This is a genomic window from Streptomyces sp. NPDC047079 (assembly GCF_040643755.1).
Lineage (GTDB): Bacteria > Actinomycetota > Actinomycetes > Streptomycetales > Streptomycetaceae > Streptomyces.
The window spans coordinates 1-16,311 of the sequence record NZ_JBEYUZ010000028.1; the positions used below are offsets into that span (position 1 = coordinate 1).

Sequence of the window (16,311 nt, forward strand, 5' to 3'; positions counted from 1 at the left end):
GATGTCTTGGAGGACAAACCTCTTCTACAGCAGCTCCGCTGCCTCGTTCACCACTCTTGACGAACAGTCCTCACGCCTAACTGAACGGCGTTGGGCCTAGAGGACGAAACCCGCCGGAAACGGGTCCTCCGGGTCCAGGAGGTACTGCGCCGTGCCGGTCACCCACGCCCGTCCCGTGAAACTGGGCAGCACCGCGGGGAGGCCGCCCACCTGGGTCGTGCCGAGCAGCCGGCCCGTGAAACGCGTCCCGATGAAGGACTCGTTCACGAACTCGGTGTGCAGGGGGAGTTCGCCGCGCGCGTGCAGCTGGGCCATGCGGGCGCAGGTGCCCGTACCGCAGGGGGAGCGGTCGAACCACCCAGGGTGGATCACCATGGCGTGCCGGGACAGCCGGGCGGTGGCGCCCGGCGCGTACAGGTGGACGTGGTGGCAGCCACGGATCGTCGGATCCTTCGGATGTACGGGCTCTCGCTCCGCGTTGACGGCGTCCATGAGGGACAGCCCCGCCGCGAGGATGTCGTCCTTGCGGGAGCGGTCGAAGGGCAGCCCGAACTCCTCCAGAGGCAGGATCGCGTAGAAGTTGCCGCCGTACGCGAGGTCGTACGTCACCGTACGCCCGTCCGGCAGGGTGACCTTGCGGCCGAGGCCGACCGAGAAGGACGGCACGTTGCTGAGCGTGACGGACCTGGCGGCCCCGCCCTCGACGGCGACCTCGGCGACGACGAGACCCGCCGGGGTGTCCAGGCGGATCGTGGTCACCGGTTCGGTGACCTCGACCATCCCCGTCTCCACGAGCACGGTCGCCACACCGATCGTGCCGTGCCCGCACATCGGCAGATAGCCCGAGACCTCGATGTAGACCACGCCCCAGTCGCAGTCCGGGCGGGTGGGCGGCTGGAGGAGCGCGCCGCTCATCGCCGCGTGCCCACGCGGTTCGTCCATCAGCAACCGCTTGATGTCGTCGCGGTGTTCACGGAACCACAGACGCCGTTCGTTCATGGTGGCGCCGGGGATCGTGCCGATGCCCCCCGTGACCACTCGGGTCGGCATCCCCTCGGTGTGGGAGTCGACGGCGTGCAGGACGAGCTTGCTGCGCATGACCGGTCTCCTTCCGCTCGGTGCGCCGGTTCAGGCGAGCCCCGCGGCCACGGCCTTCTCCGTGGCGGCGCGGACGGCGGTCTCCTGGTCGGGCAGCAGCGGGAGCCGCGGAGGGCGCACTGGACCGCCGTACCGCCCCACGACGTCCATCGACAGCTTGATCGCCTGGACGAACTCCACCTGGGAGTCCCAGCGCAGCAGCGGGTGCAGCTGCCGGTACAGCGGCAGTGCGGTCTCCAGGTCGCCGGCGACCGCAGCCCGGTACAACAGCACCGACGCCCGGGGCAGTGCGTTCGGATAGCCGGCCACCCAGCCCTTGGCGCCCGCGACCGCGAGTTCCAGCAGGACGTCGTCGGCGCCGATCAACAGGTCGAGATCCGGGGCCAGTTCGGCGACGCGGTAGGCGCGCCGGGGGTCGCCCGAGAACTCCTTGACCGCCTGGACGTATCCCTCGCCGTGCAGCTTGGCGAGCAGCCCGGGGACCAGGTCGACCTTGGCGTCTACGGGGTTGTTGTACGCCACGACCGGCACGTCCGCCTTCGCCACCTCCGCGTAGTGGGCGAGCACGGACCGTTCGTCGGCGCGGTAGGCGTTCGGCGGCAGCAGCATCACCGCCGCGCAGCCGGCGTGGCGCGCCTGCTCGGCCCAGCGGCGGGCCTCCGCGGATCCGTAGGCGGAGACCCCGGGCATCACCCGCGCCCCGCCGACCGCGGACACCGCCGTCCGAACGACCTCGGCACGCTCCTCGGGGGTGAGGACCTGGTACTCGCCGAGCGAGCCGTTCGGCACGACGCCGTCGCATCCGTTCTCCACGAGCCAGACGCAGTGCTCGGCGAACCTGCCGTGGTCGACGGTGAGCCGGTCCGTGAACGGCAGCGCGGTGGCCACGAGGACCCCGTGCCAGGGACGGTTCTGCGGGACGGTCATCTGCGATACCCCCAGGTGGTGGCGTGTGACATATTACTTTGGCTTCGCTGTCTCACCGGCCTCACCGGCACCCTTCCTCGGGCTCCCGGGCAAGCACGCCCAGCGGCACCGGCCGGGCGAAGGGTCCCCGGGTCACCGTCTCCGGGCATCCGGCGACCCCGGCGACCGCGGGCCCGCACATCCGCCCCTGACACCAGCCCATCCCGGCCCTGGTGAGGAGTTTGACGGTGCGCAGATCGCCGGCGCCCAAGTCCCGGACGGCCCCCCGCACCACTCCCGCCCGCACCTCCTCGCAGCGGCACACCACCGTGTCGTCGGTGACCTGCTCGGCCCAGCGGGCGCGGGGCGTGTAGGCGCGGTCCAGCGCGGCGGCGAACCTGCGCAGCGAGGCCCGGCTCGCGGCGGCGCGTTCCCCGCCACGCTGGTCGGGCGCGGCGCCGGCGAGGCGCGCGGCGATCGACCGTCCGGCGAGGTGCCCCTCGGCGAGCGCGAGCGCGGCGCCGCCGACCCCGGTGGCCTCGCCCGCGGCCCACACCCCCGGGACGTCGGTGCGCTGCTCGTCGTCGACGTGCACGCTCCCGCCGACGACGCGGCAGCCGAGGGTCTCGGCCAGGTCGGTGTGCGGGAGCATGCCGTGACCGACGGCGAGGAAGTCGCAGGGGATCCGGCGGCCGGTGCCGGGCCGCACGCGTCCGTCCGCGTCGAGCGCGGCCACCGTCACCGCCGTGAGCCGGCCCGTGCCATGGGCCTCGACCACGCTGTGGCGGACGAGGACCCGTACCCGGTGGCGCAGCAGCCGCGCCCCGTACCCGGCTGCCTCGACGGCCTTGCCGGGCTCTGCGGCCAGGGCCCGGGTCTGCCGGGCGAGCAGCCTCGGGTCGGCGGACTCCACCAGTGCGGCGACCGTCACCCCCGCCGCGGCGAGCCCGGTCGCCACCGGCGGCAGCAGCGGCCCGGTGCCGGCCACGACCCCCCGCTGCCCCGGGACCACGAGCCCGCCCTTGAGCATGGCCTGGGCGCCTCCGGCGGTGACGACCCCGGGCAGGGTCCAGCCGGGGAAGGGCAGCACCTTCTCGTAGCCGCCGGTGGCCAGCAGTACGGCCGCGGCGCGCACGACGACCGGCTCCTCCTGTTCCGGCCCCAGCAGTGCGTGCACCTCGAAGCCCGAAGACTCCTTCGTGGAATCCCCCTCCACACACCACACATGATGGTCCGTCAGATGAGTGATGCGCCCGGCGGTGAGATGCCGGTCGAGTCCCTCGCGCAGCCGCATCCAGGTGCGCCACTGGTGGTGCAGGGCCCGTGGGTGCCGTGCGCCGAGGGCGGCGGCGGGCTGCCGGTAGAACTGCCCGCCCGCCTCGGGGGAGGCGTCGACGAGCGTGACGCGTACGCCCCTTGCCGCCGCCACGAGGGAGGCGGCCAGCCCCGCCGGGCCCGCGCCGATCACCGCGAGGTCAGTCCGCATGCCCGGTTCCCTCCTGTGTACGGATCACGTCGCCGGGGCGCGCCGGCACCAGACAAGCGCGCTGGTTCGGCCGGTCGTTGACGGTCACCAGGCAGTCGAAGCAGACGCCGATCCCGCACAGGATCCCGCGTGGCCGGCCCTCGTGCCGGGTGGTGCGCCAGGAGGTGATGCCCGCCGCCCACAGCGCGGCGGCGACCGTCCAGCCGGGCAGCGCCTCGATCTCGCGGCCGTCGAAGGTGACCGTGAACGCGGGGCCCGGCCGGGAGCGCGCCAGTCTCAGGGGATTCACCTGGCCTCCCGCTCGAAACGCTCGGGCCGGAAGGGTGTGAGGTCCTGTTCCGGCGTCCCGCCGCTGAGCAGCCGCGCGATCAGGTGCCCGGTGCCGGGGGCGAGTCCGATCCCGGCCCCCTCGTGGCCGCAGGCGTGGAACAGGCCCGGGACCCGTGGGTCCGCGCCGATCGCGGGCAGATGGTCGGGCAGGTACGGACGGAAGCCCAGGTAGGCGCGCATGGCCCGCACCCGCTCCAGGAAGGGGAAGAGCCGGGTCGCCCCCGCCGCGAGCGCCCGCACCGCGGGTAGGGAGAACGACCGGTCGAACCCGACCCGTTCGCGGCTCGCGCCGATCAGGACGGGACCGGCGGCGGTGCCCTCGACGACCGGCGAGGTCCCGAGGGCCGCGGAGTCGCTCGCCACGTCCGCGACATAGTCGGCCGCGTAAACCTTGTGCCGGACCCTGCGTGGCAACGGCTCGGTGACGAGGACGAATCCGCGCCGAGGCAGCACCGGCAGGCGCACGCCCGCGAGTGCGGCCAGCTCGCCGCCCCAGGTCCCCGCCGCGTTCACGACCGCCGGGGCGTGGATCTCGCCCCGGTCCGTCCGCACCCCGCGCACGGCCCCCCGCGGGGTGCGCAGCACCTCGGTCACCGTCCGGCCGGTCAGCGGGCGGACGCCCGACGCCCGTACCAGATGTGCGGCCGCGAGGGCCGGCATCACCTGGCAGTCCTGTGGGTAGAGCACACCGCCCGGGAGTCCCGGGGCCAGGTGCGGCTCCAGCTCGTGGAGCCGGTCGGCGGCGACCTCCACGGCCGTCACCCCGGCCGCCCGCTGTCCGGCGGCGAAGTCCGCGAGTGCGGTGAGCCCCTCGGGGGTGGAGGCGACGACCACCCCGCCCTTGGCCTCGTACTCGACGGCCGGGCCCAGCTCCTTGGCCAGCTCTGCCCACAACCCCAGGGAGAACAGGGCGAGTTCCAGCTCGGGTCCGGGTTCCTTGTCGGAGACGAGCAGATTCCCCTCGCCCGCCCCGGTCGTGCCGCCGGCCACGGGCCCCCGGTCCACGAGCGTGACGTCCAGCCCGGCCCGGGCGGCATACAGGGCGCAGGCCGCGCCCACCATGCCGGCGCCGACGACCACGGCATCGCAGGTCAGTCGCTCGGTCACAATCAGTACTATGTCACATGGTTCTTGGCGGAAGGCAACCCCCCACCGCCCATCGGCCGCCAACTCGCCTGGTTCGGGCTCGTACAGGAAGGCGATGGAAGGCTGACAGCCGATCCTCAGAAGGTTCTTGTTTCTTTTATTGACAGCGGAAAAGAAGGGTCCTAGGTTCCGGGGCCATGCCTTCGACTCCCCGGACGGAGGCGTTCCCGGCCCACACGCCGGCCGCCTCGCAGGTCTTCACCACCGTGCTCTCGCACGGTCCCCTCACCCGCTCGGACATCGGCGGGCGGGCGGGGCTGTCGGCAGCGGCGGTGACCAAGGCGGTCCGGCCCCTGATCGAGGCCGGTTACCTGGTCGAGAACACCCGGAACGCGCAGAACCCCCAGAACCTCGAGAACAGCGAGAACAACGGGAACAGCGGGAACAGTGGGAACAGCGGGACCGCCGATGACAGCGAGGACGCCTACATCGAGGCCCGCCCGTCCCTGGGACGGCCCGCCGGCCTCGTACGGGTGGACGGCGGACGCGCGCTGTTCGTCGGCGTCAAGATCACCGGCGATGAGATCATCGCCGTACTCACCGATCTGTGCTGCCGGATCCGCTCGGCCCGCCATCTGCCGCTGACCGCCCGGGACCCCGGGGCGGTGCTGACACCCACGGCCGAGCTGGTGCGCGAACTGCTCGCGGAGGCCGAGGGGGTGGGCGCACCGGTGCTGGGGCTGGGAGTGGCGGTCTCGGGCGATGTGGACCGCGCCGCCGGTGTCGTGCGCTACTCGCCGTTCCTGGAGTGGCGCGACGTACGGCTGGCGGAGCTGATGGAGATGACCACCGGACTGCCGGTCACCGTCGACAACGATGTACGCGCGCTGACCGTGGCCGAGCAGTGGTTCGGCGCGGGCGTCGGGCTGTCCGACTTCGCGCTGGTGACCGTGGGCGCCGGCATCGGCTGCGGTCTTGTCGTGCATGGGCAGGTCGTCTCCGGCGCCCACGGCGTGGCGGGCGAGATCGGACATGTGGTCATCGACCCGGCCGGCCCGCCCTGTCACTGCGGCAATCGCGGCTGTGTCGAGGCCATCGCCGCCGACTCCGCGATCGTCGCCGCGGTACGCGAGGCGACCGGGGTGGCCGTGGCCGACGCCGCCGAGGCCTTGGACCTGGCCCACCGCGGCGACCAGGGCGCCCGTGACGTGTACACCCGGGCAGGCGACGCGATCGGAAGGGCCATCGGCACCGTCGCCAACCTGCTCGGACCCGAACGCGTGATCATCTCCGGCGAGGGTCTCGCGGCCTACGACCTGTTCGCCGAGCAGATCCGCGACGCGTTCGCCGCGGCCGCCTTCGGCACGGCCGCGCACTGCGACCTGAAGACCCGCCCGCTTCCGTTCGACGAGTGGGCGCGCGGAGCCGCGGCCACCGCCATCCAGTCCTTCATCCGGTCGACGACACGCCCCTGACACCCACGGGTGTCCCAGATCCCGATCGTGCGCGGTGCCCCTGACGCCCGCGATCGCCGGCAACACCGAGCCGCCCCACCCGAACCCACAGGAGGTACGACCCGTGCGGTCATCCTCGTACTCCGCCCTGCCCGCCCGCACCCTGAGAGCAGTGGTCGTCCTGGCCGCCACCGCCGGCCTCGCGACGGCCGTCCCCGCGGCCCACGCGGGCCCCGCACATGCCCGCCCCGGCACCGCCCACACCGTCCCGGCCGCCCACGCCGAGGGTCCCCGGACGCCCCAAGCCGTGGCGGCCAAGCCGTACATGGGCTGGTCGAGCTGGAGCATGCAGTCGTCGAAGTACCCGGGCCTCAACCCGGACGGCGACTACAGCTACCTCACCGAGGCGAACGTCCTCAAGGAGACCGACGCCCTCGCCGCCAGGCTCAAGCCGTACGGCTACTCCTACGTCAACATCGACGCCGGCTGGTGGCGGGACAAGGCGTGGAAGCCCGAGTTCGACGCGTACGCCCGCCAGAAGGCCGACCCGGACCGCTTCCCCCACGGTATGAAGTCGGTCGCCGACCACATCCACGCCAAGGGCCTCAAGGCCGGAATCTACCTGCCCGTCGGGCTGGAGAAGGAGGCGTACGGCGACGGGAAGACCGCCATCGCCGACGCCCCCGGCTGTACCACCGCGGACATCGTCCACGGCGACCTGCGCACCACCAACGGCTGGGACAGCGCCTACCAGCTCGACTTCTCCCGTCCCTGCGCGCAGAAGTACATCGACTCGCAGGCCCGGCTGCTCGCCGACTGGGGCTACGACTTCCTCAAGCTCGACGGCGTCGGCCCCGGTTCCGGCAAAAGCGGCGACCAGTACGACAACGTCGCCGACGTCGCGGCCTGGCAGAAGGCCATCGCCGCCACCGGGCGCCCGATCCACCTGGAGATCTCCTGGTCCCTGGACCGGGGCCATGTGGCGGCCTGGAGGAGGTACTCCAACGGCTGGCGCATCGACACCGACGTCGAGTGCTACTGCAACACCCTGGTCAGCTGGGAGAACTCGGTCGACGACCGCTTCGACGACGCCCCGGCCTGGAGCCGCCACACCGGCCCCGGCGGCTGGAACGACCTCGACTCCCTCGATGTCGGCAACGGCGCCATGGACGGGCTCACCAAGGCGGAGCGGCAGACCTACGCGACGCTGTGGGCGATCGCCAAGTCCCCGCTCTACACCGGTGACGACCTCACCCGCCTCGACTCCTACGGACTCTCCCTGCTGACCAACCGTGAGGTCATCGCGGTCGACCAGAGCGCCGCACCGCCCGCCCGCCCCGTCACCCCCGCCGACGACCAGCAGGTGTGGGCGACCGGGAACCCCGACGGCAGCTACACCGTCGCCCTGTTCAACCTCGCCGACGCGCCCGCTGCCGTCACCGCCGACTGGGCCGCCCTCGGCTTCACGGGCAAGGCCGCGGTCCGCGATCCGTGGAATCACGAGAACCTCGGCACGTACCGGAACAAGGTGACCGAAGCCCTCCCGGCCCACGGCTCCCGGCTGTTCACGGTCACTCCCCACGGCAGCGCGCTCACCACGACCGCCTACGAGGCCGAGTCCCCGTCGAACACGCTCGGCGGCAACGCCTCCGTCGCCGGCTGCTCCGCCTGCTCCGGCGCCCACAAGGTCGGCAACCTCTACCTCGGCGGCACGCTCCGCTTCAACGACATCGTCGTCGACAAGCCCGGCACCTATCAGGTGAGGGTCGCCTACGTCAGCGGTGACGCCCGCTCGGCCGCGGTCTCCGCCAACGGCAACGGAGCCACCCCCCGCAAGTTCCCCTCGACGGGGGACTGGGGAACCGTCGAGACGGTCAGCGTGCCGGTCACCCTCAAGGCGGGCGCCAACACGATCACCTTCGACAGCGGAAGTTCCGGCTACGCCCCGGACATCGACCGGATCGACGTACCGACGTCCTCCTGACCGCCCCCCTACGGAGCCCGCCATGGCAACTGATCCGTTCGACCGACTGTCCAGACGCGGCCTGCTCGCCCTCGCCACCGCGACCGGAACGCTCGCGTCCCTCCCCGCCTTCACCGCCTCCGCGGCCCCCCGACGACCCGCCGCCGCCCCCGAGACGAAGGGGGACCCGCGCCACCAACTGTGGTGGCAGGCCCCCGCCGACGACCGCTCGATGATCCAGCAGGGTCTGCCCGTCGGCAACGGCCGGCTCGGTGCTCTCGCGAGCAACGACCCCGGCCGGGAGCTCCTGCTGATCACCGACGCCACCCTGTGGACCGGCGGCCTCAACGACACGCTCGACGCGGACGGCCAGTTCCCCTACGACCGCGAGCACTTCGGCTCCCTCACCCTCCTCGCCCGGCTCACCGTCGACCTTCCCGACCACGACCTGTCCGCCGTCTCCCGCTACCGCCGCGCCCTCGACCTCTCCCAGGGCGTGGTGACCACGTCGTACGTCCGCTCCGGAGTGACGTACGAGCGGCGGGTCTTCGCCAGCCGGCCCGACGACGTCATCGTCCTGCACCTCACCCAGAGCGGAGGCGGACGCCACACCGGCACCGTGACGCTGGAGGGAACCCACGGCGAAACCACCGGCACGACCTCGTTCGGCGCCGCCTTCCCGGGCGGTCTGCGCTACGGGGCCGCCGTCACGGCCTACGGCAGCGGCGGCCGGGTGAGCGTGAACGGCTCGCGCATCTCGTTCTCCGACTGCACGGACCTGACCGTGGTGGTCAGCGGCGGCACCAACTACGCGCCCGACGCCGCCACCCACTACCGCGACCCCGCCCTCGACCCCGAGCGCCTGGCCCGCACCAAGGTCCGTGCCGCGGCGGCCCACTCCGCGGACACCCTGCTGCGCACGCATGTCGCCGACTATCGTGCGCTGTTCGGGCAACTGGACGTCCGGCTCGGCACGTCGTCCGCCGCACAGCGTTCCCTGGACACCTGGGAGAGGCTGCGAGCGCGCGCACGGGACGGCGAACCGGACCCCGAACTCGAGGCCGCCTACCTTCAGTTCGGCCGCTACCTCATGATCTCCGGATCACGCGACGGCCTCCCGATGGGCCTCCAGGGGCCCTGGCTGGACGGAAACGACCCGGACTGGATGGGCGACTACCACACCGACATCAACATCCAGATGAACTACTGGATGGCCGCCCGGGCCGGTCTGCCGCAGTGCTTCGACGCCCTCACCGACTACTGCCTGGCGCAGCTCCCCTCCTGGACCGACCTGACCCGCACCCTCTTCAACGACCCGCGCAACCGCTACCGCAACTCCACCGGGAAGATCGCCGGCTGGACCGTCGCCATCTCGACCAACCCCCACGGCGGAGGGGGCTGGTGGTGGCATCCGGCGGGCAACGCCTGGCTGTGCAACACCCTGTGGGAGCACTACGAGTACACACGCTCCCGCGACCACCTGGAGCGGATCTACCCGCTCCTCAAGGGCGCCTGCGCGTTCTGGGAGGCACGACTGCTCCCGTACAAACTCCCGGACAGCGGCCGCGAGGTGCTGATCGCCGACAGCGACTGGTCGCCCGAACAGGGACCGCTCGACGCGAAGGGCATCACCTACGCCCAGGAACTGGTGTGGGCGCTGTTCGCCAACTTCCGTACGGCAGCGGCAGACTTGAACAAGGACGCCGGGTACGCGGACACGATCGCGGGTCTCCGGCAGCGGCTGTATCTTCCCCGAGTGAGCCCGAAGACGGGCTGGCTGGAGGAATGGATGTCACCCGACAACCTCGGCGAGACCACCCACCGCCATCTGTCCCCGCTCGTCGGCCTCTTCCCCGGTGACCGTATCCGCCCGGACGGCTCCACCCCGGGGGACATCGTCGACGGCGCCACCGCGCTGCTCACCGCCCGCGGCATGAACAGCTTCGGCTGGGCCAACGCCTGGCGCAGCCTGTGCTGGGCACGCCTGAAGAACGCCGAGAAGGCGTACCAGCTCGTCGTCACCAACCTCCGCCCGTCCACGAACGGCAGCAACGGCACGGCCTTCAACCTCTTCGACATCTACGAGGTGGAACAGGGCCGCGGCATCTTCCAGATCGACGCCAACCTCGGCACCCCGACGGCGATGATCGAGATGCTGCTGTACTCCCGCCCGGGCCACCTGGAGCTGCTGCCCGCGCTCCCCGACGCCTGGGCCGCGTCCGGCGCGATCACCGGGGTCGGTGCGCGCGGCGGATTCGTGGTGGACCTCGCCTGGCGGGACGGCAAGCCCACCACGGCCCGGATCCGCAGCGTCGGCGGCCGGACCACGACGGTGGCGTACGCGGGCACCTCCCGCACGGTCACCCTGCGGCCCGGGGAGGCCGTCACCCTGAAGGACCTCGTCCGGTGAGCGCCCGTTTCGCACCCGTACGGCGGCTGCTCGCGGTGCTGCTGATGGCCGCGTCCGCGCGGTCGGCCCCCGCGCAGGCCGTCGCCGCGGAGTCCGCCCCCGCGCGGTCCGCACCCGCGCAGGCCGTTTCCGCGGCGGGGGGCACGGCCGGGGGCCGGCACGAGGTGATCACCTGGGGAGCGAGCGCCGACCGCCTGGGAGACGCCGTCGCCGACCGCGGCTACCGACTGGTGGTGCACACCAGCGCGGCCGGGGACGATCTGCGCATCCGCCTCTCCAACGCCTTCGGCGACCGGCCGGTGACCTTCGACAGCGTCTACGCCGGCCGGCGGCAGCAGGGCGCCGGACTGCTCCACGGCAGCAACCGGCGGCTGACCTTCAAAGGCGCGCGTTCCGTGACCGTGCCCCCGGCCGCCACGGCGTACAGCGACCCGCTGCCGGGCAGGCTGCCCGCCGCGACCGACCTGGTGGTCAGCCTCCACTCCCCGGACGCGGCGGGTCCGGCCACCGGGCACGGGATGGCGATGCAGACGTCGTACACGGCCGGGGGCGACCACACCGCCGAGGAGAGCGGGGCCGGCTGGACGCAGACCACGGGTTCCTGGTTCTACCTGGACGCCGTCACCGTACGGACCGACGCCGCGACGGGCGCCGTGGCCGCGCTCGGCGACTCCATCACGGACGGCTGGGCGTCCACGTCCGACACCAACCGCCGCTGGCCCGACTATCTGGCCCGCCGGCTCCGGGGGGCCGGCACGGCCGTCAAAGGGGTGGCCGACGAGGGCATCTCCGGCAACAAGGTCCTGGCGGACGGCGCGGGCCAGAGCGCCCTGAACCGGTTGCAACGGGACGTCCTCTCCCACCCGGGTGTCCGAACGGTCTTCCTGTTCGAGGGCGTCAACGACATCAAGGCCCACACCAAAGTCACGGCCCAGGACCTGATCGCCGGCTACCGGCAGATCGTCGCCCGCTCCCACGCCGCCGGGAAGTGCGTGGTCGGGGCCACCGTCGCCCCGTTCAAGGGCTGGCCGGAGTGGGATCCCGCCGCCGAGGCCGTACGCCGGGAGGTCAACGCGTTCATCAGGGACAGCGGGGAGTTCGACGCGGTCACCGACTTCGACCGCATCCTGCGCAGTCCCTACGACCCCGAACGCATCCTGCCGTCCTTCGACGGCGGGGACCATCTGCACCCCGATGACAAGGGCATGCAGGCGATGGCCGACGCGGTCGACCTCACGAGCCTGGACTGCCGTCCCTGACCGGAGCGCGCCTCAGGCCCGGGAGACCCGTCGGCGGTCGGGGGGACGCCGACGCGGCCGCCGGCCCGGTGCCGCCTGCGCACCGGGCCGGTCGCGTCGTTCAGGACAGGCAGCCGACATGGGCGAGGGCCTGCTTGAGGAGGAGGCCCTGGCCGCCCGGCATCTCGTTCTGGACCAGGGCCGAGGACGCCTCCTGCGGGCTGAACCACTCCAGGTCGAGCGCGTCCTGACGGGGACGGCAGTCCCCGGCCACCGGGACGATGTAGGCGAGGGCCACCGCGTGCTGGCGGGGATCGTGGAACGGCGTGATCCCCTGGGTCGGGAAGTACTCGGCCACGGTGAAGGGCTGCAACGAGGGCGGGACACGGGGGAGCGCCACCGGTCCGAGGTCCTTCTCCAGATGGCGCAGGAGCGCGTCCCTCACCCGTTCGTGGTGCAGAACCCGCCCGGAGACGAGCGTGCGGCTGACGGTCCCGTCGGGCCCGATGCGCAACAGCAGTCCGACGCTCGTGACTTCGCCGCTGTCGTCGACGCGCACGGGCACGGCTTCCACGTACAGGATCGGCATGCGGGCACGCGCAAGCTCGAGTTCGTCGGGAGTCAGCCAGCCGGGCGTGGTTTCGGTCGTGTCAGGCATTGCCCGATCGTACGGTCAACAGCCCGCGTCGCGCGCGTGTCACTCCAGGTCAGACGCAAGTCACACGCACGGGCAAGCGAGGGCCGCCGGCGGGGTCACGCGATGTGACGCAGCAGGGCCGCGACCGCCGCGGGCGGTTCACCGGGTGGACGCACCACCATCACCTGCCAGCTCGGCGCGTGCCGCTCGAACCGGTAGCGGTCCAGGTCCGGGAAGTGCGAGGCGATCGACGGGGGCATGATGCACACGCCCAGGTCGTGGCGGACCAGTTCGGCCGCCGCGACGATGTCGTTGACCTCGAAGGTGGTACCGCGGTCCACGCCGGCGGCGCGAGCCGCCCGGTCGACCGCGTAGCGGATGGCCCAGCCGGGCGTGAAGTCGACCAGGGGCAGCCGGGCGACGTCCGCCCAGGCGACCGTGGCCTCCGCCGGGGCGCCCGCGCCCAGCTGCCGCCGGGGTGACGCCACCAGGACCATCGCCTCACGGGACAGCAGCCGGGTCTCCAGGCCCCGCTGCTGCTGGCGGTCCAGGGCCACCACGGCCAGGTCCACCGTGCCCTCGCGCAAGGCCTGCCGGATGTCGGCCACCGGTGCCTGCCGCAGCCGGAGCACCACGCCGGGGTGCTCCGCGCGCAGCGCGGCCAGAGCGTGGTGCAGTCCGCCCCAGACTCCCTGCATGATGCCCACCGTGACCTGGCCGCGCAGCTCTCCCTTGGCCGCGTCGACCGCCTCACGGGCGAGTTCGGCGGCCCGGAGCGTCGCACGGGCGGCGGGCAGGAAGGCCTCTCCCGCGGGGGTGAGGGTCACCCGGTGTGTGGTTCGGGTGAACAGGGGCGTACCCAGCTCACGCTCAAGCGCCCGCACCGTGCTCGAGACGGCGGACTGGACCACGTGCAGATGCCTCGCCGCCGCCGTGAACCCGCCCGCGTCCGCCACCGCGACGACGACCTCCATCTGCCGCAGGTCCATCAATGGCTCCCGGTGACGCAGCGCCCGTCCGATCCAGCAACGATCTTCGCCGCATGGTACGCGGACGGGCGGCGGCCGTATCCCCCCGGCGGGAGGGGACAAGCGGCGCCCGGTCGGCTCAGGCGCGGACCAGGGGAGTGTCGACCAGCTGCTCGGCCAGGAACCAGGCCTGGAGCTCGCCGGTGCGGATCACCTGGGACACCAGCAGGTCGTTGGTGCCTTCGTCACCCAGCTCCGCCTCGGTCTGCCGCAGAAAGGCCGTCACCGCGGTCTGCGCGATCTCCAGGGCCGCCGACCCGGTGCGCGACCTGAGGATGATGCGGACCGCGCCCGGATGGCACCGGTGCCGTGGGCTCACCAGGACGTCCCCGGTCCCCGTGGGCAGGCGAAGCCCGTCCACGAGGAGCGAACGGGCGAACACCCAGTCGACGGAAAGGTGCGAGGGGGTGCCCAGGCACAGGCGTACGGCGTAGGGGTCGGTCCTGTCGTACCGCAGCTCGGCCGGCAGCGAGATCGGTCGTTCCGCGGCGACGGTGACCTGGACCTCCAGCTTGAAGGTGATCGAGCGCTCTTCCGCGGCGCCCGAAGGAACCTGTCTCATGCCGCCCCCCTGTCCGCGACGGTTGTGTGCTTTCGGTGACGACCCTAGAAGGGTGCGCGCCCGCCGGTTGCCGACAGGCGCACGAGATGTTGTCCTTCGATGCACCGGTACGTCGTGCTCTGTCAGGCGGCGTCCTGGACTCGGTGCCCGGCGGCGGCGCGGTGCTCGGTGAGCCAGTACAGGAGCGCGAGGACCGGCAGGGCCGCGCCGAGGACGCTGACCGCGCCCCAGCCGCCGGAGCGGAAGGCGATCGAGCCGAGCTGGGAACCGAGGGCGCCGCCGAGGAAGAAGATGGCGATGAAGGCGCTGTTGAGCCGGGCCCGGGCGCCGGGGTCGAGCTGGTAGACGGTGTGCTGGCCGAGGATCAGGGTGGTCTGCACGGCCATGTCGATGAAGACGGCGGCCAGGGCGAGCAGGACGATGCTGTGCTCTCCGAGGCCCGCGACGGCGAAGGCCACCGCGGCGACGGCGAACGCGGCGCCCGTCATGGGCCGGGTCAGCTCACGGTCGGCCCAGTGCCCGGCGAGCGGGGCGATGGCCGCTCCGGCGGCTCCGACGAGGGCGAAGATGCCGACGCCGACCGGGGAGTAATGGAAGTGGGGGCCGGTGAGGACGTAGGAGACGGTCGTCCAGAAGGCGCTGAAGATGCCGAACATGGCGGCCTGGTAGAGGCCACGGCGCAGCAGCGCGGGATGGGTGCGCACCAGCTGCACGGTGGAGCGCAGCACGTGGTGGTACGGCACGGAGGTGGTGGGCGCGTGCTGGGGCAGCCCCGCACGCAGGGCCACGGCCAGAAGGGCCATCAGAACGGCCGAGCCGAGATAGACGGCGCGCCAGCCGGCCACGTCGGAGACCAGGCTGCTCAGGGTCCGGGACAGCAGGATGCCGGTGAGCAGACCGCTCATCACCCGGCCCACGATCCGGCCGCGGGCGTGGTCCGGGGCGAGGCTCGCGGCGAACGGGACCAGGATCTGGGCGACGACCGAGGTGGCGCCGCTGATCAGGGATGCGGCCAGCAGCATGGGGAACCCGGTCGCGAGGCCGGCCGCCACCAGGGCCAGGGTGGTGACCGTCAGCAGCACGGTGATCAGGTTCCGCTTCTCCAGCCGGTCGCCGAGCGGAACCAGGAAGAGCATGCCGATCACATAGCCGACCTGGGTCAGCGTGATGAGTACGCCCGCGGTGGCCGTGCTGATGTGGAAGACGTCGCGCAGCGACGACAGCAGAGGCTGGGCGTAGTACAGGTTGGCGACCGTCATGCCGGAGGCGACCGCCATCAGGGCGACCAGCCGGCCCGGGACGCCATGGGCGGCCTGGGCGGTGGTCGCGGTGCGAGGGGGCGTGCGCGGATCGGTGGACTGGGACACGGGTCCTTCTTCGGGAAGGGAGCCGGCGGGCCGGCTCGGGGAGACGCCTTGCGGTGGTCGAGAGGCTTCCTTGACGCTCTCACCGGGACCAAGCGCTCGGCGGCGCCCGTTGCTTCCTCGTTCCGGGCGATGATCTCGGATGTCAGTCATCTCGCCCGGAGATGACCGTCCGGCTGCCTTCGGGCCGCCGCACCGGGTGCTTGCTCAGGATCGAGACCCGGTTGAACGCGTTGATGGTGATCGCCACCCAGACCACCGCGGAGATCTGATCGTCCGAGAGCACCTGCCGGGCCTCTTCGTACGCGGTCTCCTGGGCGGCGGCGTCCTTAGGGTCGGTCGTGGCCTCCGCCAGGGCGAACGCCGCGCGCTCCTCGGGCGTGAACAGTTCGGTGTCCCGCCAGGCCGCCAGCACTCCCAGCCGCTGTGCGGTGTCGCCCGCGCGCAGGGCGGCCCTGGTGTGCAGGTGGAGGCAGTACGCGCAGACGTTGATCTGCGACACACGGAGGTTGACCAGCTCGACGAGGGTACGCTCGAGTCCCGCGTCGGCGGCGACGGCGTGTACCGCCTCCGATGTGGCGACCAGCGCGTGGTAGGCCGCGGGGCTCTGCTTGTCGATGAAGATCCGCTGGTGGGCGGGGTGCGTCGTGGGGCTGGTCAACTCGGGACTCCTTGGCGGCCGATTTCGGCCCGTCGCTGGTTCGTGTACGTGACACCACCATCGTTCTATGATCGGGTCAATAGTCGTT

Annotated in this window: 14 protein-coding genes; 4 read left to right on the forward strand and 10 right to left on the reverse strand. The window is 72.3% G+C overall.

Features of this window, described 5'->3' with window-relative positions:
* Positions 1-96: 96 nt before the first annotated feature.
* The 5 genes from ABZ823_RS26385 to ABZ823_RS26405 all read right to left on the reverse strand — a co-directional run bounded on the left by ABZ823_RS26385 (position 97) and on the right by ABZ823_RS26405 (position 4,927).
* On the reverse strand, positions 97-1,098 hold the full coding sequence (locus ABZ823_RS26385; protein WP_361665243.1) for a proline racemase family protein: 1,002 nt from the start codon (positions 1,096-1,098) through the stop codon (positions 97-99).
* Positions 1,099-1,128: 30 nt separating this feature from the next.
* Positions 1,129-2,025 carry a dihydrodipicolinate synthase family protein gene (locus ABZ823_RS26390; protein WP_361665246.1) on the reverse strand — a complete coding sequence of 299 codons (897 nt, stop codon included), beginning with the start codon at positions 2,023-2,025 and terminating at the stop codon, positions 1,129-1,131.
* Positions 2,026-2,086: 61 nt separating this feature from the next.
* A complete protein-coding gene (locus ABZ823_RS26395; RefSeq protein WP_361665249.1) occupies positions 2,087-3,490 on the reverse strand; it encodes an FAD-dependent oxidoreductase in 1,404 nt (467 codons plus the stop codon).
* Positions 3,480-3,779 carry a (2Fe-2S)-binding protein gene (locus tag ABZ823_RS26400; protein ID WP_361665252.1) on the reverse strand — a complete coding sequence of 100 codons (300 nt, stop codon included), beginning with the start codon at positions 3,777-3,779 and terminating at the stop codon, positions 3,480-3,482. Before ABZ823_RS26400 ends, ABZ823_RS26395 begins: the two co-directional genes overlap by 11 nt.
* Positions 3,776-4,927 carry an FAD-binding oxidoreductase gene (locus tag ABZ823_RS26405; protein WP_361665255.1) on the reverse strand — a complete coding sequence of 384 codons (1,152 nt, stop codon included), beginning with the start codon at positions 4,925-4,927 and terminating at the stop codon, positions 3,776-3,778. Before ABZ823_RS26405 ends, ABZ823_RS26400 begins: the two co-directional genes overlap by 4 nt.
* A gap of 176 nt (positions 4,928-5,103) precedes the next feature.
* On the opposite strand from ABZ823_RS26405, the gene ABZ823_RS26410 reads away from it, so the two are divergent.
* The 4 genes from ABZ823_RS26410 to ABZ823_RS26425 all read left to right on the forward strand — a co-directional run bounded on the left by ABZ823_RS26410 (position 5,104) and on the right by ABZ823_RS26425 (position 11,992).
* Positions 5,104-6,381 carry an ROK family transcriptional regulator gene (locus tag ABZ823_RS26410; protein WP_361665258.1) on the forward strand — a complete coding sequence of 426 codons (1,278 nt, stop codon included), beginning with the start codon at positions 5,104-5,106 and terminating at the stop codon, positions 6,379-6,381.
* 103 nt (positions 6,382-6,484) lie between these two features.
* Positions 6,485-8,344 carry a carbohydrate-binding protein gene (locus ABZ823_RS26415; RefSeq protein ID WP_361665261.1) on the forward strand — a complete coding sequence of 620 codons (1,860 nt, stop codon included), beginning with the start codon at positions 6,485-6,487 and terminating at the stop codon, positions 8,342-8,344.
* A 22-nt stretch (positions 8,345-8,366) separates the two neighbouring features.
* A complete protein-coding gene (locus ABZ823_RS26420; RefSeq protein ID WP_361665263.1) occupies positions 8,367-10,733 on the forward strand; it encodes a glycoside hydrolase N-terminal domain-containing protein in 2,367 nt (788 codons plus the stop codon).
* On the forward strand, positions 10,730-11,992 hold the full coding sequence (locus ABZ823_RS26425) for a GDSL-type esterase/lipase family protein (protein WP_361665266.1): 1,263 nt from the start codon (positions 10,730-10,732) through the stop codon (positions 11,990-11,992). Before ABZ823_RS26420 ends, ABZ823_RS26425 begins: the two co-directional genes overlap by 4 nt.
* A gap of 100 nt (positions 11,993-12,092) precedes the next feature.
* On the opposite strand, the gene ABZ823_RS26430 is transcribed toward ABZ823_RS26425, so the two are convergent.
* The 5 genes from ABZ823_RS26430 to ABZ823_RS26450 all read right to left on the reverse strand — a co-directional run bounded on the left by ABZ823_RS26430 (position 12,093) and on the right by ABZ823_RS26450 (position 16,223).
* Entirely contained in the window at positions 12,093-12,629 is a 537-nt protein-coding gene (locus ABZ823_RS26430) for an NUDIX hydrolase family protein (protein ID WP_361665269.1), read from the reverse strand.
* Positions 12,630-12,724: 95 nt separating this feature from the next.
* Entirely contained in the window at positions 12,725-13,597 is an 873-nt protein-coding gene (locus ABZ823_RS26435) for a LysR family transcriptional regulator (protein ID WP_361665272.1), read from the reverse strand.
* A gap of 118 nt (positions 13,598-13,715) precedes the next feature.
* The gene (locus ABZ823_RS26440; RefSeq protein ID WP_361665275.1) at positions 13,716-14,198 is read right to left on the reverse strand and encodes an SsgA family sporulation/cell division regulator; all 483 of its coding nucleotides are present in this window, start codon (positions 14,196-14,198) and stop codon (positions 13,716-13,718) included.
* Between the two features lie 122 nt (positions 14,199-14,320).
* Positions 14,321-15,565: an MFS transporter gene (locus ABZ823_RS26445; RefSeq protein ID WP_361665278.1), complete on the reverse strand. Its 1,245-nt coding sequence runs from the start codon at positions 15,563-15,565 to the stop codon at positions 14,321-14,323.
* A 142-nt stretch (positions 15,566-15,707) separates the two neighbouring features.
* The gene (locus ABZ823_RS26450) at positions 15,708-16,223 is read right to left on the reverse strand and encodes a carboxymuconolactone decarboxylase family protein (protein WP_361665281.1); all 516 of its coding nucleotides are present in this window, start codon (positions 16,221-16,223) and stop codon (positions 15,708-15,710) included.
* Between the last annotated feature and the right edge of the window lie 88 nt (positions 16,224-16,311).